The sequence below is a fragment of the Teredinibacter turnerae T7901 genome, assembly GCF_000023025.1.
GTDB lineage: Bacteria > Pseudomonadota > Gammaproteobacteria > Pseudomonadales > Cellvibrionaceae > Teredinibacter > Teredinibacter turnerae_B.
The window spans coordinates 2,789,715-2,809,497 of sequence record NC_012997.1; the positions used below are offsets into that span (position 1 = coordinate 2,789,715).

General features: G+C 50.4%; 17 protein-coding genes. 1 reads left to right on the forward strand and 16 read right to left on the reverse strand.

Annotation, left to right across the window (positions count from 1 at the left end; all coding sequences use genetic code 11):
* Window positions 1-62: 62 nt before the first annotated feature.
* From TERTU_RS11140 to sdhC, 16 genes are all read right to left on the reverse strand, one after another.
* A complete protein-coding gene (locus TERTU_RS11140) occupies window positions 63-923 on the reverse strand; it encodes a DUF4892 domain-containing protein (protein WP_015817061.1) in 861 nt (286 codons plus the stop codon).
* The gene (locus tag TERTU_RS11145; RefSeq protein ID WP_015818091.1) at window positions 920-1,819 is read right to left on the reverse strand and encodes an alpha/beta fold hydrolase; all 900 of its coding nucleotides are present in this window, start codon (window positions 1,817-1,819) and stop codon (window positions 920-922) included. Before TERTU_RS11145 ends, TERTU_RS11140 begins: the two co-directional genes overlap by 4 nt.
* Window positions 1,819-2,280 (reverse strand): phosphohistidine phosphatase SixA, encoded by a 462-nt coding sequence (gene sixA / locus TERTU_RS11150; protein ID WP_015818029.1) that lies wholly within the window; start codon window positions 2,278-2,280, stop codon window positions 1,819-1,821. Before sixA ends, TERTU_RS11145 begins: the two co-directional genes overlap by 1 nt.
* Window positions 2,281-2,655, reverse strand: coding sequence for a DUF4389 domain-containing protein (locus tag TERTU_RS11155; protein WP_015817756.1), 375 nt, complete (start codon window positions 2,653-2,655; stop codon window positions 2,281-2,283).
* Entirely contained in the window at window positions 2,652-3,674 is a 1,023-nt protein-coding gene (locus TERTU_RS11160; protein ID WP_015818314.1) for an NAD(P)H-dependent glycerol-3-phosphate dehydrogenase, read from the reverse strand. The genes TERTU_RS11155 and TERTU_RS11160 overlap by 4 nt, the downstream gene beginning before the upstream one ends.
* 169 nt (window positions 3,675-3,843) lie before the next feature.
* Window positions 3,844-5,742 carry a molecular chaperone HtpG gene (htpG, locus tag TERTU_RS11165; RefSeq protein WP_015820601.1) on the reverse strand — a complete coding sequence of 633 codons (1,899 nt, stop codon included), beginning with the start codon at window positions 5,740-5,742 and terminating at the stop codon, window positions 3,844-3,846.
* A gap of 93 nt (window positions 5,743-5,835) precedes the next feature.
* The gene (locus TERTU_RS11170) at window positions 5,836-6,153 is read right to left on the reverse strand and encodes a DUF4156 domain-containing protein (RefSeq protein ID WP_041590210.1); all 318 of its coding nucleotides are present in this window, start codon (window positions 6,151-6,153) and stop codon (window positions 5,836-5,838) included.
* Between the two features lie 163 nt (window positions 6,154-6,316).
* A complete protein-coding gene (gene sucD / locus TERTU_RS11175) occupies window positions 6,317-7,189 on the reverse strand; it encodes a succinate--CoA ligase subunit alpha (protein ID WP_015819000.1) in 873 nt (290 codons plus the stop codon).
* The gene (gene sucC / locus TERTU_RS11180) at window positions 7,189-8,358 is read right to left on the reverse strand and encodes an ADP-forming succinate--CoA ligase subunit beta (RefSeq protein WP_015819599.1); all 1,170 of its coding nucleotides are present in this window, start codon (window positions 8,356-8,358) and stop codon (window positions 7,189-7,191) included. The genes sucD and sucC overlap by 1 nt, the downstream gene beginning before the upstream one ends.
* 175 nt (window positions 8,359-8,533) lie before the next feature.
* On the reverse strand, window positions 8,534-9,985 hold the full coding sequence (gene lpdA, locus TERTU_RS11185) for a dihydrolipoyl dehydrogenase (RefSeq protein ID WP_015818710.1): 1,452 nt from the start codon (window positions 9,983-9,985) through the stop codon (window positions 8,534-8,536).
* Between the two features lie 102 nt (window positions 9,986-10,087).
* Window positions 10,088-11,326: a 2-oxoglutarate dehydrogenase complex dihydrolipoyllysine-residue succinyltransferase gene (odhB, locus tag TERTU_RS11190; protein ID WP_015819291.1), complete on the reverse strand. Its 1,239-nt coding sequence runs from the start codon at window positions 11,324-11,326 to the stop codon at window positions 10,088-10,090.
* Window positions 11,327-11,374: 48 nt separating this feature from the next.
* The gene (locus TERTU_RS11195) at window positions 11,375-14,212 is read right to left on the reverse strand and encodes a 2-oxoglutarate dehydrogenase E1 component (RefSeq protein ID WP_015816901.1); all 2,838 of its coding nucleotides are present in this window, start codon (window positions 14,210-14,212) and stop codon (window positions 11,375-11,377) included.
* Between the two features lie 170 nt (window positions 14,213-14,382).
* A complete protein-coding gene (locus TERTU_RS11200) occupies window positions 14,383-15,087 on the reverse strand; it encodes a succinate dehydrogenase iron-sulfur subunit (RefSeq protein WP_015819783.1) in 705 nt (234 codons plus the stop codon).
* A gap of 18 nt (window positions 15,088-15,105) precedes the next feature.
* The gene (gene sdhA, locus TERTU_RS11205; RefSeq protein ID WP_015819918.1) at window positions 15,106-16,878 is read right to left on the reverse strand and encodes a succinate dehydrogenase flavoprotein subunit; all 1,773 of its coding nucleotides are present in this window, start codon (window positions 16,876-16,878) and stop codon (window positions 15,106-15,108) included.
* Window positions 16,878-17,249 carry a succinate dehydrogenase, hydrophobic membrane anchor protein gene (sdhD, locus tag TERTU_RS11210; RefSeq protein ID WP_015818241.1) on the reverse strand — a complete coding sequence of 124 codons (372 nt, stop codon included), beginning with the start codon at window positions 17,247-17,249 and terminating at the stop codon, window positions 16,878-16,880. The genes sdhA and sdhD overlap by 1 nt, the downstream gene beginning before the upstream one ends.
* Window positions 17,243-17,617, reverse strand: a complete 375-nt coding sequence (sdhC, locus tag TERTU_RS11215) for a succinate dehydrogenase, cytochrome b556 subunit (RefSeq protein ID WP_015818673.1) — start codon at window positions 17,615-17,617, stop codon at window positions 17,243-17,245. The genes sdhD and sdhC overlap by 7 nt, the downstream gene beginning before the upstream one ends.
* Window positions 17,618-18,427: 810 nt before the next feature.
* Between sdhC and gltA the strand changes: the two genes are divergently transcribed.
* Complete coding sequence (gene gltA / locus TERTU_RS11220) at window positions 18,428-19,741, forward strand: citrate synthase (protein ID WP_015820504.1); 1,314 nt, start codon at window positions 18,428-18,430, stop codon at window positions 19,739-19,741.
* Window positions 19,742-19,783 lie beyond the last annotated feature (42 nt).

Genomic DNA, 19,783 nt, shown 5'->3' on the forward strand with positions numbered 1-19,783 from the left:
CTCACTGTATCTCTCACACCCTACCGTATGAGTGTAGCCAAAACTGTACAATTTACAGACAGCTAGCGCAAAACAACCTCGACTCGATCATGCGCCACTCTGCCCCCGCCCTCACGGGGGGCCAGTGGCCCGACGCCTTCGGCTATAAGCTGGGTCGCACGCACGCCCTGTGCCTCGAGCTTCTCCTTCAATTGTCTTGCAAGCTGTTGCGACCGCGACACCAATACCAGCAAAGGTTCCCGCCCGTAGGCATGCCCAACCAGGTAAACGGTTAGTGTGGGGCGGGAAATTAGTGCATCGGCAAGCGCAGATATATCCTCCGGCACGTCTGCCAACGCGTAATATCCGGCGGCGTTAAGGGTGTTAAGTATGGAGGCCCTACTCGCATGCAGGTGCAGCCTGTCAACCCCAGCGATTGTAAGCAGCTCGACCTGCGCATAGAGGCGACCGTTGCCCCGCTGAGCCAAATAAGCTACCAGGAAGGCAGCCCCCCGCTCCACTTTCAGCTCCCATGCGCGATAGGCCTGCGTCTGGTCGAGGCCATACAATTGCTTTACTTCAAATACTTCATTTGCCCAGACATTACTGCTTCCGCAATCCAGGCCATCGCACAGAAATAGCAGCCGAGCATTTAACGACCGAACGTAATCATCCAGAGCAGCGACGGCATCCCGCAGACGTATACTCTGCGCAAGTTCATAGGTCCTCGACGCAACCGCTGCGCTAACCTGCTCTTCTCGATCAAATTGCCACCGTCCGTCAATTTTCTTTGGTGCAGAGAGAATGAACCTGTAGCGCGGTTCATTTGAGGTTCCCGCGTACATCTGCCGACTACCGCTAAACAGACCCTCAAATTGGAACACGGGCTCTGCGCGGGCAAATATGGAAAAACACCCTATAAAAATAAGTAGTAATAATTTCATTGCCTGCCGGCTTTTTGTTTTAAAAGATCTTTAGGGTCAGTTTTAAAGTAGGTATTGCAGTAGGTCGCGACAGCCCTATAGTTCGTTGACATGTGAAGGTGGTGATCCCCTTCCAGCTCTATTCGCCTAAGGTTGGGGTACTTCTCGAGCCACTCATCGAGTTGATGAAAACTATTTATAATTCCCTGCTTACCAGCAAATATAAGTACCTCAAGTGACAGACAGGAAATAAAGGCTTCCACTTGTTCGCGAGTAAACTTGACCTCGGAAGGCGCCATGACCTTGTAGTCGTTAGCCCAGCTATAACCATTTCCGCGCTTTACCACACCTCGCCGGGCAAGTGCTCGCGCATCCTCGAGTGTCAGCTCAGTCATGCCGTGAGTACGCGCTACGACTGCCGACTCATAGTTCGGGTGTTCCCGTAGCGGCTTGCGCGCAAGGGTGCGGGTTATATTAATTGAGGAGGCCAATTGGGCCGGGGCTTCTTCAGGAGGAATGGGTTGTGGGACTATAGCTTCAATAAGCGCAAGATGCGTCACCTTTTCTGGAAACGAACCGGCGAGAATCGTCGAAATCATCGCCCCTCGGGAGTGCCCAAGTAAGCCAAAGGTTGTCCAGCCTAACTGCTCAGCGACAGCCAGTACTTCAGCGACGTCGAGCCAGACGTTGTACGCAGCAACCAAAGGCCTGTGATCACTCTTGCCATGCCCCGCCAAGTCGAGGGCGACCAGGTTAATTGATTTGAGCTCCGGCGCCAGAAAATCGAATGACCCGGCGTTGTCGAGCCACCCGTGCAGCGCAATGACTGGCAGACCATCCGGGTCCCCCCAACGCTCACCACGCAAGGTGATACCAGGCAACTTGAAGACCACTTCCTCGCCGCGAAAATGATTCATCAGTTCACATGCCTGATCCACCGCAATTCCGCGCAACCAGCGGCGAGAATATCACCAGAGAGTGCCGCGAGAGAGGCGGTATCGAATTGTGCGAAGCCACGTGGTTTACCGCAAAGCGCTTCAGTGAGTTCAGCCACCAACGGCAAATGTGAAATCAACAGAATAGAGGACTCTTCAGAGAGATTACTCAGCTCAGTAAGTGCGCGATCCAAACGCGCCTCTGGCACTAGCCAGTCGCAGGTTTGCGCCGGTCGCTTGCCGAGTTGTTCTAACACAATCTCGGCAGTCTGCTGAGCGCGCAATAGCGGACTGACAAACATACACTTTACGCCAGCCAGCTCGGCCGATCGCTCCTGAACCGCCTGCGCAACCTGAGCCCGACCTCGAGAATTCAGTGCACGTTCAAAGTCTGTCCTGGCAGACAATTCAGCGGCTCCATGGCGCAGGATGAAGGCGTCCATTTAGGCGCGTTCCTCGGCAGCGCCGTCGCCCTCCGAAGTTACCGGTGCTGTAGCTGCTTCCGGTGCATGCTCTGCAACTGTTTGTTCCGCAGAAGCTGAAGGCGTTTCGGGCCAATCAGCAAAGGGAAACGGCTTCTCTTCGCTGTTGTATGTCAGAAAGTTGATCGTCCCATGAATATAAATGGCTAACGATGCTGCGAAATAACGAAGCTTGGGATTATCGCTCCCTGTCACCAGGGCAAACAAAAACTGCACACAAACCAGAACCCACAGAACTGCCAGTGCGACCTGGAAAAACACCGCGAACAGCACCATAAACACCAGCCGCAGCCAGTGCTTGCTGGATGTTAAATTTGACTTGATATCCTCGTTCATTGCACGCCCCCTTGCATATCCACATCACTCGCCATGGCTCCGGTCATCAGGCCGGTAACCACCTCCAATATGTCCTTGCCCTCGAACAACACTTCATGCAAGCCGGTAACCAACGGCATGTATATGCCCATTTCATCCGCCTTGTCCTTAACAATTTTAACGGTGTTAACCCCTTCCGCCACCTGCCCGATATTGTCTAACACCTGCGCCAGCGATTCACCTTTGCCAATAGCATAACCTACTCGGTAGTTGCGGCTTAAATCCGACGTACAGGTCAGGATTAAATCGCCAACACCAGCGAGACCTAGGAATGTCATGCCGTTGGCTCCCAGCGCAGTTGCCAACCGGGTCATCTCTGCCAAACTGCGGGTCAACAGCATTGCTTGGGTGTTGCTGCCACAACCAAGGGCCGCAGCCATTCCGGTCACTATTGCATAAATATTTTTGAGTGCACCACCCAGCTCAACGCCATAACGATCGGTATTAGCATAAATTCGAAACGTCTTAGACGCGAAAACCTGCTGTATACATTGGATAACAGAATCGTGCTCACTGGCGATCACGCTCCCTGTGAACTGGTTCTGGATGATTTCTTTAGCGAAATTGGGACCGCTCAGAACGCCAATGCGTACATTCCCCAGCTCCTGCTCGAGAATCTGGCTCATCAACAGGAAGCTTTCACCCTCTATTCCTTTGGTTGTACTCAGTACTATGGCATTTTCTGGAATATGCGGCGCGACTCGACGAGCGACTTCGCGGAAAGACTGGCTAGGCACAGAGAGCGTCACGACATCGGCATCAGCGACAGATGCGACTAAATCGGACGTTATCTCCAAATTGTCGTTAAGCTTGTAGCCCGGCAAGTACTCCGGATTTTCGCGCTCGAATTGGCACTTTTCTGCTCGATCCTCATCCCTCATCCATAAGTAGGTGTGGTGCCCATTTGCGGCGATGATATTGGCAATTGCGGTACCGAAACTGCCTCCGCCCAAAACGGCTACCCTCAGAGAGTTGGTCATTGTAATTCCTGTGATTTACAACGGCATGTCGGGTTTACTGAAGTCTGGCACTGGTCCATAGCACTCTCGCTAAGCTAAGAGAAGCACCCCGGCAAGCTCTACATGCACTAAATTTGGCTATTATTCAGGCGCGATAGAGGCACACCTGAATAATAGCGGACTGCTGTGACTATGCGATGTCCATCAGCAGCTTGTTCATGCGTCGAACATACTCCGCAGGGTCATTCAAACTTCCACCCTCGGCCAGGCTGGCTTGATCGAACAGAACATGGGCAAAATCGGCAAAGCGATCTTCATCGGCTTCCTTATCCATTTTCTGTACCAGTGGATGCTCGGGATTAATTTCGATAACCGGCTTCGACGATGGCACCTGCTGACCTGCGGCCTCGAGCATGCGGCGCATTTGAGCGCCCATATCATGTTCACCAACTACCAGACACGCCGGCGATTCAGTAAGGCGATGGGTAACACGTACTTCCTCAACCTCATCGGTTAATACGGTCTTCAAGCGCTCAACAAAATCTTTGAACTGCTCTTCCACCTGCTCCTGTTCTTTTTTCTCTTCTTCGCTATCAAGGTTGCCAAGGTCAAGTGCGCCTTTGCCGACATCCTGGAGCTGCTTACCGTCATACTCCATTAAATGGCCCATCAGCCAATCGTCTACGCGATCAGACAACAACAGCACTTCGATACCTTTCTTGCGGAAAACTTCCAGGTGAGGACTGTGTTTAGCCGTATTAAAATTCTCTGCAACGACATAATAAATTTTGTCCTGACCTTCTTTCATCCTAGCGATGTAGTCGTCAAGAGACTGATCCTGTACATCCGTATCATTGTGCGTAGTAGCAAACAGGAGCAGGCTTGCAATTTTGTCTTTATTTGCGTAATCCTCGGCTGGCCCCTCTTTCATTACCTGGCCGAAATTTTTCCAAAATTCCGCGTACTTATCGGCGTCATTTTTACGTATTTTGTCCAACATATCGAGAACACGTTTAGTCAATGCAGAGCGCATGCTGTCGATGTTTGGGTCTTTCTGCAGGATCTCACGAGAGACGTTCAGAGACAGGTCATTGGAGTCAACGACGCCTTTAATAAAGCGCATATACAGCGGCAGAAATTGTTCTGCCTCGTCCATAATAAAAGTGCGCTGAACGTAAAGTTTGAGGCCGCGCGGAGTATCGCGATTGTACAGATCGTAAGGCGCATTGGACGGAATATACAGCAGGCTAGTGTAATCCAGCTTACCCTCAACTCGATTGTGACTCCACTTTAGAGGCTCGGCGAAGTCATGAGAAATGTGCTTGTAGAATTCTTTGTATTCGTCGTCGGTAATTTCACTTCTTGGACGAGTCCATAGCGCTGTTGCGGTATTAATTGTCTCATCTTCTGGCGCTTGGTCGTCTGCGTCTTCACCGTGCTGTTCCTTTTGCATAACAATCGGCAGAGAGATGTGGTCAGAGTATTTTTTGATAATCGAGCGCAATCGCCAACCGTCCGCGAACTCCTCCTGACCCTTTTTCAAATGCAGAATTATCGTCGTACCACGGTCAGTTTTTTCAATGGTAGAAACGTTGTACTCTGCTTCCCCTTCGCTTTCCCACTGCACGGCGTCAGCTGCAGACGCACCCGCTTTGCGAGTCTGAACTACGACTTTATCGGCAACAATGAATGCGGAGTAGAAGCCAACCCCAAACTGGCCTATCAAATGGGAGTCTTTCTTTTGGTCCCCAGTAAGGTTGGATAAAAATTGCGCGGTACCGGATTTAGCAATGGTACCCAAGTTCTCAATCACTTCATCACGCGTCATACCGATACCGTTGTCACTTATGGTTACGGTATTGGCCTCTTTGTCGAAACTAATGCGAATCCGTAACTCGCTATCGTTTTCGTACAAAGCACCATTGTTCAAGGCTTCGAAACGCAGTTTATCGGCTGCATCCGAGGCGTTGGAGACGAGCTCCCGCAGAAATATTTCCTTGTTTGAGTACAACGAGTGAATCATCAAGTGCAGAAGCTGCTTGGCTTCTGTCTCAAATCCACGAGTTTCTGTGCTTGCTTCAACGGTCATTGTAGTGTCTATCCTCTACCGGTTTATACGATGGAATCCTATATGGAGTTGCCGATAGCGAATTCAAGGCTGCCGAATGGGGAAACAGTTCGCTTAGGGACACCGATATATAAAAAACTCCTGCGCCCCAGTAGCGGAATCGGATTTTGCCATAACCGCATTCCCGCCCATTTTGGCGGCCTCATTTCTTGCCAGGGTTTCAAGCTCACGAGCTACTTTGTCTTCACCGCGCTTCACAAAACCCACTTTATCTTTAACACTTACGCTCGTGCTTCCCAGGCGCTGACACGACTCTGGGGCAGACACAGTTTGAAGTACCTGTACATGTTCAGCCTGCTCAATGGGTTTAACCCAAGTACAGCCGCCAGCAATTGCAACTACCACAATCGACAACATCAACGTTCTTTGCATAATTCCTCCCAAGATAATCTCGCTTTTCAACCAACCTAATATCCGTAAATTTCCAGTCATTAACAACCAAACGAACAATCTGCGTCCACAGAGCTGGCGTATGAATCAAAAAAAAGGCCGACTGAAAGTCGACCTTTTCTATGACCTGACGCGTGAGTAAAAGTTACCAGCCGGTAACCTCTTTCAACGCATCACCGATGTTCGCCAGGCTGCGAACAGTCTTCACACCAGCGTCTTCCAGCGCCGCAAATTTCTCGTCTGCAGTACCTTTACCACCGGAAATAATCGCACCAGCGTGCCCCATGCGCTTTCCAGGAGGCGCAGTTACACCCGCGATGTACGAAACCACAGGCTTGGTAACATTCGCTTTAATGTAGGCGGCAGCTTCTTCTTCCGCGGTTCCGCCAATCTCACCGATCATTACAATCGCTTCGGTTTGCGGGTCGTTTTGGAACATTTCCAGGATATCGATGAAGTTAGAACCAGGAATCGGGTCTCCGCCAATACCGACACAAGTGGACTGACCAAAACCGTAATCGGTTGTTTGCTTAACCGCTTCGTAAGTCAGGGTGCCAGAACGAGACACAATACCCACCTTGCCGGGCAAATGAATGTGACCTGGCATAATTCCGATTTTACACTCACCGGGCGTGATCACGCCTGGGCAGTTAGGACCAATCAGGCGAACGCCTAACTCATCACACTTCACTTTACAGTCCAGCATATCCATTGTGGGAATGCCTTCAGTAATACACACAACCAGTTTCACGCCGCTGTGCGCTGCTTCCAGGATAGAATCCTTACAGAAAGGTGCTGGCACATAGATGACAGAGGCATCGGCACCTGTCTCTGCTACAGCTTCCGCCATGGTATTGAACACAGGCAAGCCCAAGTGCGTTTGGCCACCCTTACCAGGAGTAACGCCACCAACCATTTTCGTGCCGTATGCAATCGCCTGCTCTGAATGGAAGGTGCCTTGCGAACCAGTGAAACCCTGACACAATACTTTAGTTTCTTTGTTAATCAGTACGCTCATTACGCATCCCCCTTCGCCGCTTTAACCACCTGCTCTGCTGCGTCAGTAAGGCTGGTCGCAGCAATAATATTCAGGCCGCTGTCAGCAAGAACTTTAGCGCCAAGTTCCGCATTGTTACCTTCAAGGCGGCAAACGACAGGAATCTTCACTCCAACTTCTTCGACAGCGCCGATGACACCCTCAGCAATTAGATCACAACGCACGATACCGCCGAAGATATTGATCAGAACAGCGGATACGCTTTCGTCTGACAGAATAATTTTAAATGCTTCGACTACGCGCTCTTTGGTCGCACCACCACCAACGTCAAGGAAGTTTGCGGGCTGACCGCCGTGTAACTTAACGATATCCATGGTACCCATCGCAAGACCGGCACCATTGACCATACAGCCGATATTGCCATCAAGGGCGACATAGTTGAGCTCCCACTTGGCCGCATGCGCTTCGCGCTCGTCTTCTTGCGAAGGATCGTGCATCTCTTTCAGCGCAGGTTGGCGATAAAGTGCATTGCCGTCGATGTTAATTTTGGCATCCAGACAGTGCAGATCACCTTCTTTGGTAATAACCAGAGGATTGATCTCCAGCAGAGCCAAATCTTTCTCTTTAAACATCTTGGCCAGGCCGAGGAATATCTGGGTAAATTGCTTGATCTGTTTGCCTTCCAAGCCGAGTTTGAATGCGAGATCACGAGCTTGGTAGGGCTGTGCACCTGCCAGCGGATCAATAATCGCTTTCAGAATTTTTTCAGGGGTCTCTTCAGCAACTTTCTCGATTTCTACGCCGCCTTCTGTGGAAGCCATGAAAACGATACGACGAGTCGAACGGTCAACCACGGCGCCCAGGTACAACTCCTGATCGATATCAGTACAGGTTTCTACCAGGATACGACTAACAGGCTGGCCATTTTCGTCGGTTTGATAGGTGACGAGGTTCTTGCCTAGCCATTGCTTGGCAAACTCTTCGATTTCAGCCTTGGATTTTACCAGCTTCACACCGCCAGCTTTACCGCGACCACCCGCATGTACCTGAGCTTTTACCACCCAGGTGTCTCCACCGAGAATACCTGCTGCACTTGCAGCTTCGGCAGGAGTTTCCGCAGCGACGCCCTTGGATACGGGCAAACCGTATTCGGCAAACAACTGCTTACCCTGATACTCATGTAAGTTCATTGTCTTATCCTGTTACATCCGCGCTACATTGGCGTTGACCAACGGAGCTTGGAAAGGTTTATAACGTTATTTTGCAGTGGAAATCTCCACCGTTCCCAATGAGAGCGTAGCGAACAATCTGGCGTTCGCCAGACTGTTCATCACCCTTCTTTCTCTTTGTAATGTTGCTAACTGCCTATTTCTTTTTACGATTCGGCATGTGAATGGCGTGACCGTTCACCGCCAGAGCCGCTTCTTTCACAGCTTCGGAGAATGTTGGATGACCAAATATCGTCATGCCAATGTCCTCTGCGCTGGAACCGAATTCCATAGCGATAGCAACTTGTTGCACCAAATCTGGAGCGCTTGGGCCAACAATATGGCAACCCAATACGCGGTCGGTTTTTGCGTCGGCGATCATTTTCACGATACCGTCAGACTCGTCTGCGGCTACCGCACGTCCAATCGCCAGGAATGGAAATACACCAACGTTGTACTCTTCACCATCGGCTTTAATCTGCTCTTCAGTACGACCAACAGAGGCTATTTCCGGGTGTGTGTAAATGACGTTAGGAATAATGTCGTAATTCATAACCGTTTTTTGACCGGCAATGCGCTCAGCGACCATCACACCTTCTTCAGAACCTTTATGCGCCAACATTGGACCGCGAACAACGTCGCCAATTGCCCATACGCCGGGCGCGCTGGTCGAACACAGGTCGTTTACATAGATTGAACCACGCTCGTCCAACTTCACACCGCTGTCGTCTGAGAGCAAGCCATCGGTGAAAGGACGACGACCAACACACACAATCAACTTATCGAAAGTTTCAGTGGCTTCATTGCCGTCTTTGTCCGAATAGGTGACAATCACTTCTTTCTTGCCATCTTTTTCAACAACTTCAGAACCAGTAACGCGGCATCCGAGACGGATATCCAAGCCCTGCTTCTTGTAAATTTTTTGCGCTTCTTTAGCAACTTGCTGATCCATCATTGCGAGGAATGATTCCATCGCCTCAAGCAAAATCACATTGGAACCCAAACGCTTCCAAACACTGCCCAATTCCAAACCGATAACACCGGCCCCGATAACGCCGAGGCGCTCTGGCACTTCAGTAAACTCCAGTGCACCGGTAGAATCGACAATGACATCACCATCAACGGGTGCAACCGGAATATTTACTGGCAGAGAACCAGAAGCAAGAATCACGTTCTCTGCTTCCAAAATTTCTTCATTACCGTCTTTGCTCACAAACTGAACTTTTCTGTTCGCCAGCAGTTTGCCTGTACCAAACAGAGGGGTCACTTTGTTGGCTTTAAACAAACCGGTGATGCCGGTAGACATCTGCTTAACAATTTTTTCTTTGCGCGCAATCATCGACGGCACGTCAATAGAGACGTCATTTACGCCTATACCATGTGCTGCGTAGGCAGATTTCGCCTCGTGATATTTGTGCGAGCTATCCAGCAGTGCCTTTGAAGGAATACAACCTACATTCAAACAGGTTCCACCATTAACGCCGTTACCCTGCTTGTCTTTCCATTTTTCAATACAAGCTGTTTTTAAACCGAGCTGAGCGGCGCGGATCGCTGCCACATAACCAGCAGGACCTGAACCAATAACGATAACGTCATATTTGTTGGACATAGGATTAACCCCAAAAATAATGTCGATGATTAAATAATTGTAATCTGCAAGCTAAGGGGCTGATTGCATGCAATAGCCCCCAAAAGAACGGAAACTTACCCGTTAGATTTCCAGCAGGATGCGCGCTGGATCTTCGATCATTTCCTTAATGGCGACCAGGAAGGATACGGCTTCTTTACCGTCGATAAGGCGGTGATCATAAGAGAGCGCGAGGTACATCATCGGCAAAATTTTAACTTCGCCATTTACTGCCATCGGGCGCTCCTGGATTTTGTGCATACCCAAAATTGCAGCCTGTGGAGGATTGAGGATAGGCGTAGACAGCAACGAACCAAATACACCGCCGTTGGTGATGGTGAAGGTTCCACCCTGCATTTCCTCGATACCGATTTTGCCATCGCGCGCACGCAGGCCAAAGTCACGAATACCGTTTTCGATAGCTGCCAGGCTCATGTTTTCGGTGTTTCGCAACACGGGAACAACTAAACCTTTAGGCGTAGAAACCGCAACACCTATATCTTGATAACCGTGATATACGATGTCGTTACCGTCGATCGATGCGTTAACAGCTGGGATTCTGCGCAAGGCTTCAACCGCGGCTTTAACAAAAAAGCCCATAAAGCCCAGACGGGTTCCATTGTGAACCTTTTCGAACATATCCTTATATTGCGAACGCAATTTCATGATCGGTTCCATGTTCACTTCGTTAAACGTGGTCAGCATGGCCGTAGTTTGCGTCGCGTCCAGTAGACGCTCTGCAATTCGTGCACGCAAGCGCGTCATAGGTACACGTTTTTCGATCCTTTCCCCACTACCTTCTACTGCAACTGCCGGCGCTGACGATTTTGCCGCAGCAGGTGCTGGTTTAGCCGCTGGCGCAGGCGCCGCTGCAGGTTCGTCTTTATGTGCTGCGACATCTTCTTTTGTGATGCGACCTCCCTTGCCAGTACCTTTAACTTTGGCAAGGTCGATTCCTTTCTCCTGAGCGAGCTTTTTCGCGGCGGGGGCAGCTAAAATGTCGGAGTTGTCGCCACTATCGCTGCCACCAGCACTTGCAGGTTCAGCGCTGGGCGACGCGGGTTCACTGGAATCCGCCGCAGCTTCGCCTTCGTTAAACAGAGCAATAACTTCGTTACTGGTGACGGTGTCGCCTTCCCCCTTCAATATTTCCTTCATCACACCCGCGGCAGGAGCAGGAACTTCCTGAACAACCTTGTCAGTTTCGATGTCGACAATAATTTCATCGCGAGCAAATGCTTCGCCTGGTTGTTTGTGCCATGTGGCAATAGTGCCTTCCTGAACAGATTCAGGAAACGTAGGGACTTTTATTTCGTTACTCATTACGGGTGTGTCCTTATCGCTTTTTCGCTAAGAAACTGTTAACTAAACTCAAACACTGGTGTCCAGTGCTGCATTAATAAATTTGTTCAATTCATCCAGGTGCGTAGACATGTAGCCTGCAGCAGGGGCCGACGATGATGCTCGCCCAACATACCGCAAGTACGCGTCTTCATTTACACGTTCCACCACACGACGCATGCGGTGATGGCTGGAGAACCAAGCTCCCTGATTCATCGGCTCTTCCTGACACCAAATAACATCGGTCACGTGCGCGTATGGCTTCAAGGTCATACGCAAATCTTCCTCAGGGAATGGATAGAGCTGTTCAATGCGGATCAGTGCAACATCTTTTTGTTCGCGTTCTTCACGCGCTTCATAAAGGTGGTAGTACACTTTACCACTGCACAGGATGACGCGTTTAACCTCGCTGGCTTCCGCTTCACAATCACCGATAACGGTTTCGAAGCGGCCGTCCGCCAATTCTTCCAGCGTCGAGGTCGCGAGTTTGTGTCGCAAAATCCATTTGGGGCTCATCACCACCAGAGGGCGACGCATATAGCGAATCGCCTGGCGGCGCAGCATGTGATACACCTGAGCAGGGGTGGTGGGAATGCACACCTGAATATTGTGCTCTGCACACAGCTGCATAAAACGTTCGAGGCGCGCCGACGAATGTTCTGGCCCCTGCCCCTCGTAACCGTGTGGCAACAGCATGGTCAGCCCGCACAGGCGCTGCCATTTGTGCTCACCACTGGTGATGAACTGATCGATAACCACCTGCGCACCGTTGGCGAAATCGCCGAACTGTGCCTCCCAGATCGTCAACCCGCCGGGTGTGGTAGTTGCGTAACCATACTCGAACGCTAAAACAGCTTCCTCAGACAAGTATGAGTCGTAAATATCCAGCGGCCCCTGGTTCTCGTCTACGTGCTCCAATGGCAAATAACAACTGCCGTCCTTTTGATTGTGCACCACCGCATGACGATGCGAGAAGGTACCACGACCAACGTCCTGACCAGTAATCCGAACACGATACCCTTGCTTGAGCAGGGTTGCGTAGGCGAGAGTTTCTGCCATACCCCAATTGATAGGCAAGGCGCCACCCGCCATCTTGCGGCGGTCGTCATAAATTTTTGCGACTTGACGCTGTACCTGAACGCCATCCGGAATACTGCTTATCTGCTCTGCTAGCGCTTGCAGGTCTTTTATCGGATAACCACTCTCGTAAGGCGTTTGCCAGTCATGTCCGATATAAGGCGACCAATTAACAAATAGAGACGAATCCGGCTCACTAACCAAGCCCTCAGCTACGTCTTCCCCGCGATCCAGTTTTGCGCGGTAGTCATTCAGATAGCCTTCGGCTTCATCCTGAGTAATCACCCCATCGTTAACCAACTGCTCGGCGTAGAGAGTGCGCGTAGTTTTATGAGAACGAATTGCTTTGTACATCAATGGCTGCGTGGCTGACGGCTCGTCGGTCTCATTGTGACCACGACGGCGGTAGCACACCAGATCGATAACCACGTCTTTGCGGAACTCGTTGCGGTAATCAGCAGCCAAGTTAGTAACGAAAACAACGGCTTCCGGGTCATCCGCATTTACATGGAAAATCGGCGCCTCGATCATTTTTGCCACGTCTGTCGCGTAGGTTGTAGAGCGAGAGTCGTCCTGGCGACTGGTAGTGAAACCAACCTGGTTATTGATGACCAGATGAACTGTACCGCCTGTGCGATACGCTCGGGTCTGCGACATCTGGAAGGTTTCCATTACGACACCCTGACCAGCAAAAGCCGCATCGCCATGAATAACCACTGGAACGACCATATTACCGCGCTGATCATCGCGACGATCCTGCCGCGCACGAACAGAACCCTGTACGACGGGAGATACGATTTCCAGATGAGACGGGTTGAACGCAAGGGCCAAGTGCATTTCGCCGCCAGGTGTCATGACATTTGAGGAGAAGCCTTGGTGGTATTTTACGTCACCCGACGTATCAACCAGCTTCTTACCTTCAAATTCATCAAACAAATCAGATGGATTTTTGCCCAACACGTTAACAAGTGTGTTCAAGCGGCCACGATGGGCCATACCGATGACCATCTCTTTTGCGCCATAAGTGCCGCACCGCTTGATTAATGTATCAAGCGTTGGGATCAGACTTTCGCCACCTTCCAGGCCAAAACGCTTGGTGCCAGGGTACTTACTATCCAGATGACGTTCCAGCCCTTCTGCGGCTGTGAGTCTTTTCAGCAAGTATTGCTTCGCTTTGGGACCTAAGTCTGGGCGCGCACGAGAGCTCTCGAGACGCTGTAACAACCAGCGACGCTCTTCATAGTTGGTGATGTGCATCACCTCGGAACCAATTTTGCCGCAATAGGTTTGCTCAAGGTCACCGATAATCTGGTTAAGGGTGCCCTCTTTGTAACCGAACGACAAATCGCCAGTCTGGAATACAGAGTCAAGATCCGCCACGTTCAGGTTGTGAAAACTCAGATCGAGGTCTTGGGGGCTTTTGCGTTCGCGCAAACGCAGTGGATCGAGATCCGCTTTTTGGTGGCCGCTCAAACGATATGCATTCACCAACTGAACAACTTCAACCTGCTTTCTTTCATGAGCAATATCAGCCGCACCGGAGCCTGGTGCCACCATAGGGCGAGCGCGATTGCGACCTAACAGCTCAAAATATTCGACAATTTCTGAGTGGCGAACGTCAACGCCGGTGCCACCATTGACCTTAGGCAGTTGATCAAAGTAATCCCGCCATTGCTCGGGTACTGAACCCGGATCCTGGAGATACTCTTCATACACTTCTTCGACATAGGCAGCGTTGCCCCCAGAAATGTGCGAAGTTTTCCAAAGCAACTCCATTAAACTATCTTGCATTGTTTGCTCACCACGTCTCGGGGCCTGGTCGGCACCCTCTTTTGACTTTCAAATTTATCCTGAGTATAGAAAAGCCTGCGCTTTATGCGCGAAACCGGAGTCGTTTTAACACGTGCTCCGGTATGCGATCGCCTCTCGTGAAGGCGGACTTTCCACAGAGTTTTACGACTTTATGTCGCTCGGTGCAACAGCATACTACGAATATGGCCAATAGCACGTGTAGGGTTCAGACCTTTCGGACAAACATCTACACAATTTTGAATGCCATGACAGCGAAATACGCTGAATGGATCATCAAGATTGGCCAGCCGTTCATTAGTGGCCGTATCACGACTGTCAGCTAAAAAGCGGTATGCCTGCAGCAACCCTGCGGGGCCGATAAATTTATCCGGGTTCCACCAGAATGATGGACAACTGGTCGAACAGCATGCGCACAAAATACACTCGTAAAGGCCATCCAGTTTTTCACGGTCTTCCTGGCTCTGCAAACGCTCGATCGCCGGTGCTGGCTGATCGTTTTGCAGAAAAGGATCTACTTTGCGGAACTGGGCGTAAAACTGGCTCATATCGATTACCAGGTCACGAATAACCGGCAGCCCGGGCAATGGCCGCAATATCAGCTTGTTGTTTTTTGTACACTCAGACAATGGCGTTACGCAGGCCAAACCGTTTTTACCGGAGATGTTCATCCCGTCTGAACCACACACACCCTCGCGGCATGACCGACGATAAGACAGGCTAGCATCCTGAGCCTTGAGCAACTCCAACACATCCAGCACCATCAAATCCTTACCTTCGGTATCGACCTCGTAGGTCTGCATGTAAGGTTCTTTGTCAGTTTCCGGATTGTAACGATAAACTTCTACTTTCAGCATCTTCTCATCCACCCAGTATTAGTAGGTTCGAACTTTGGGTTCGAAGGCTTCCATGGTTTTTGGCGCAAAATTAACATCGCGCTTACCAACACGCTTCTCACCAGGGAAGTACATGGAATGACACAACCAGTTCGCATCGTCACGCTCTTGGAAGTCTTCACGGGCGTGAGCACCGCGCGACTCTTTGCGAACTTCTGCAGCGATCGCAGTAGCCTCAGCCACTTCAAACAGGTTTTGAACTTCAAGTGCTTCAATACGCGCAGTATTAAATGCTTTGCTCTTGTCCGTCAGCGTAATATTTTCTACTCGCCCGCGCAGGTCGGCCAATTTTTTAATGCCCTCCTGCATAAACTCACCCTTGCGGAATACACCGAAATGATTCTGCATAATTCCCTGCAATTCAGTACGCAATGCAGATGCAGACTCACCACTGCTGGAATCGTTCACTTTATTTAAACGCGCCATAGCAGCATCGAGGTCACTCTCGGATGGATCGCGCAGCTCAATACCCTCACGCAACGACTTCTCAATAAACAAACCAGATGCCCGACCGAACACCACCAGATCCAGTAATGAGTTACCACCGAGTCGGTTGGCGCCGTGTACAGACACACATGCCGCTTCACCACAGGCAAAGAAGCCATCGACAATTTCGTCCTGCCCCTGCGCGTTCTGAGTCAGCGCCTGGCCATGAATATTGGTTGGAATACCACCCATCATATAGTGACAGGTAGGTACAACAGGAATTGGATCTTTGATTGGGTCGACATGCGCGAAAGTGCGCGAAAGCTCGAGAATACCCGGCAAGCGCTGGTTAAGTGTATCTGCACCAAGGTGATCCAGCTTCAAAAACACATGATCACCATTCGGCCCGCAGCCACGTCCCTCGAGGATTTCTAGCACCATTGAACGGGCAACAACGTCCCGGCCAGCCAGATCTTTAGCGTTGGGCGCGTAACGCTCCATAAAACGTTCGCCATCTTTGTTAATCAGGTAACCGCCTTCTCCGCGACAACCCTCAGTAACCAGCACACCCGCACCGTGAATACCCGTTGGGTGGAACTGCCACATTTCCATATCCTGCACGGGGAAACCCGCGCGCAATGCCATACCAATGCCGTCACCGGTATTAATGTGCGCATTGGTTGTGGAGGCGAAAATACGACCGGCACCACCAGTCGCAAGCACGGTTGCTTTCGACTTGATGTAAACAACTTCACCGTCTTCCATGTTTATCGCGATAACGCCGCAGACAGCGCCGTCCTGATTTTTAACAAGATCGACCGCAAACCATTCGTTAAGAAATACAGTGTTGTTCTTTATATTGCCCTGGTAAAGCGCATGCAACAACGCGTGACCGGTCCGGTCAGCGGCTGCACAGGTTCGCGCAGCCTGCCCACCGCGACCGAAGTCTTTAGATTGACCACCAAATGGACGCTGATAAATACGTCCATTTTCGGTACGCGAGAATGGAAGGCCCATGTGTTCCAATTCAAACACCGCTTCTGGCCCCACAGAACACATGTACTCAATAGCATCCTGATCACCAATATAATCAGAACCTTTCACAGTGTCGTACATGTGCCAGCGCCAGTCATCATTCGGATCCGAGCTCGCAATCGCACAGGTAATTCCACCCTGCGCAGACACGGTGTGAGAACGCGTAGGAAAAACTTTAGTAACCACTGCGGTTTTAAAGCCGGATTGCGCCATTTGCAGCGCAGCGCGCATACCGGCGCCACCACCACCTACAACAATACCGTCAAAAGTGATTGTGCGAATATTAGCCATTATTTAAACCCCCACAAGATTTCCACGCCCCACACCAAAAACGTGACACTAATGAGCGCATATATAAGAAGCGCAATCATGCGCAACATCAAGGCAGACGAACCGATCATGCGAGAGGTTACATAGTCAGTCAGCACGCCCCACAGACCAATCCATCCATGAGCTACTGTGCTGACCAGCACCAGCAAGCTAAAAACACGCATCCACAACTGGGAGTAAAACCCTGACCACTCCGCATACGTCAATTGAGGGTGCAAAATAAGAAAACCCAAAACCACCAGGGTATAAGTTGCTAGCACCAACGCGCTAAAACGCTGAATCAACCAATCGGAAAGACCACTGCGGCCCCAACTTGTAATGGCAGTTACCATACCCAAACTCCTGCTGCGATAATCAATACAATAGCGAGCACCAGGGCGACCTTCGCGCCGCGCTTGCCACCCTCAAGGCTTTCGCCCACACCAGCGTCCATAATCAAATGGCGCACACCGGCAACAAAGTGATAAGCGAGCGCCGACAACACGCCCCACAACACTATTTTTGCCAGGGGCGACGCGAGCAGTTCTTTCAGCTCATCAAAACTTTCTTCAGACGTAAGGCTCATGTCGAGCATGTAGAGCAACACAAGCACACCAGCAAGCAAAACCACACCAGATACCCGATGCAGAATTGACACATAAGCCGTTACCGGCAGCTTGATAGTGGAAATATCCAGATTAACGGGGCGATTGGTTTTCACGGTAGTCTCACACCTTACTATCCAATTTCATGGGTAACACCAGCAGAGCCAGTGATGCGATTTTCAGAGCGCGGGGATTATTCCTGTTATCGAGCGCAAAATGCCTTTTAGCGATAAAAAACCCACGCACAATTCAGCTAAAACCTTTCAATGCGAAAATTTAAACCTGCAAGAACGCGTTAACTCAACACCAAGCTGAGCGCACTTGACAGAAATCATCACTGAATATGTTAGGGAAGGCAAAATAACGTATCAGGCGCCGGTTTATTTAGCGCGAGCGCGCTTAGAAACCGCGCCGAATTATAGTTATGAGACAGTAAAATTACAAATGCTTATAAGCACTTAGCACCAATATCTCACGCCCACCCTCGACAGCAATGCACTCAATCTGAACAGATGTACGCGCAACACACCAAAATGGACCATAATGGTTAAAACCTGACCCAAATTGCTTAAAAAAGCATCCATGCAACGGTAATTAAAGCAGGTTTTTTTGATTATGCTCAGAGCATAACAGCGCCTTTCTGTTCAAAATTCACTATAATCGAGCCACGAGTGACGCGCTGGCTCAATTATTTTTATTACCAATAGCGCTGATCATTTCTGTTTATACCCCTTAACAGAATTAGCGTAGTTACCTTTTTGTCCGATTCGTGCAGAATCGGCCCCATTGACAATTGCGGACGGTGCTTCTTATAGTGCCCTCCCCTTTTTGCAGCTTTGTGCCCCAACTGGGATTCGCACAACAAGTTCACGATTGCTTCTCGGATTCCCCTAGGGGCAGTCTGCACGATACATAGGAGTCCACCAATGACTGATCAGAAGGCAAAGCTTACGGTTGATGGCCTAGAGGGTTCAATTGAACTGCCGGTCTACGCCGGCACCCTCGGCCCAGATGTAATTGACGTTCGCGCTCTCACCGGCAAAGGCTACTTCACTTACGATCCAGGCTTCGTTTCCACCGCGTCATGCGAATCAAAAATAACTTACATCGATGGCGAAAAAGGTGTGTTACTCCACCGCGGTTATCCTATCGAAGTGCTCGCAGACAAATCCGACTACCTGGAAACCTGCTACCTCCTGTTGCACGGAGAATTACCATCGCAGAGTGAGTACGAGGAGTTCGTCGGAATCATTACCAATCACACTATGGTGCATGAGTCGATTTCCCGCTTCTTCCGGGGATTCCACTACGATTCACACCCAATGGCAATGATGTGCGGTATTGTGGGAGCGCTGTCAGCTTTCTATCACGACTCGCTTGATATCAGTAACGCCCGCCATCGCATTATTTCGGCGCATCGCCTGATCGCCAAAGTACCTACGCTGGCCGCCATGTGCTACAAGCATTCACAAGGTCAGCCGTTCATGTACCCGAATAACAGCCTGAGTTATTCGGAAAACTTCCTGCACATGATGTTCGGTACCCCTTGCAATGATCCAGATGTAAGCCCGGTACTGGCCAATGCAATGGACAAAATATTCCTGCTTCACGCGGATCACGAGCAAAATGCTTCTACCTCCACAGTGCGTCTCGCAGGTTCTTCCGGTGCTAACCCGTTCGCCTGTATCGCTGCAGGTATTGCTACCCTTTGGGGGCCTGCTCACGGCGGTGCCAACGAAGCGGTGCTGAACATGCTAGAAGAAATAGGCGATGAGAAAAACATCGATAAGTTTGTCGCTCGCGCGAAAGACAAAGACGATCCTTTCCGCTTGATGGGCTTCGGTCACCGGGTCTATAAAAACTTCGACCCTCGCTCGAAAGTTATGAAAAAAGTATGCGACGAAGTATTGAGCGAACTGGGCCTGGAAGATGATCCACTGCTGAGAATCGCCAAGCGACTCGAACAAATTGCGCTCGAAGATGAATACTTTATTCAGAAGAAACTCTATCCCAATGTGGATTTCTACTCCGGCATTATCATGAAGGCGATTGGAATTCCGAAGGATATGTTCACCGTAATCTTTGCTACCGGCCGCACCGTCGGTTGGATCGCCCATTGGCATGAGATGATAACCGATGGCTACAAAATCGGTCGTCCGCGTCAGCTTTACACTGGCGCGCCCATTCGCGAGTTTCCAGAGCGAGATTCACGTAAAGATGCCAACCCTTCCATTTTTTAATTAGCACCTATCGCCCAAAAGCCGCTCTTTAAGAGCGGCTTT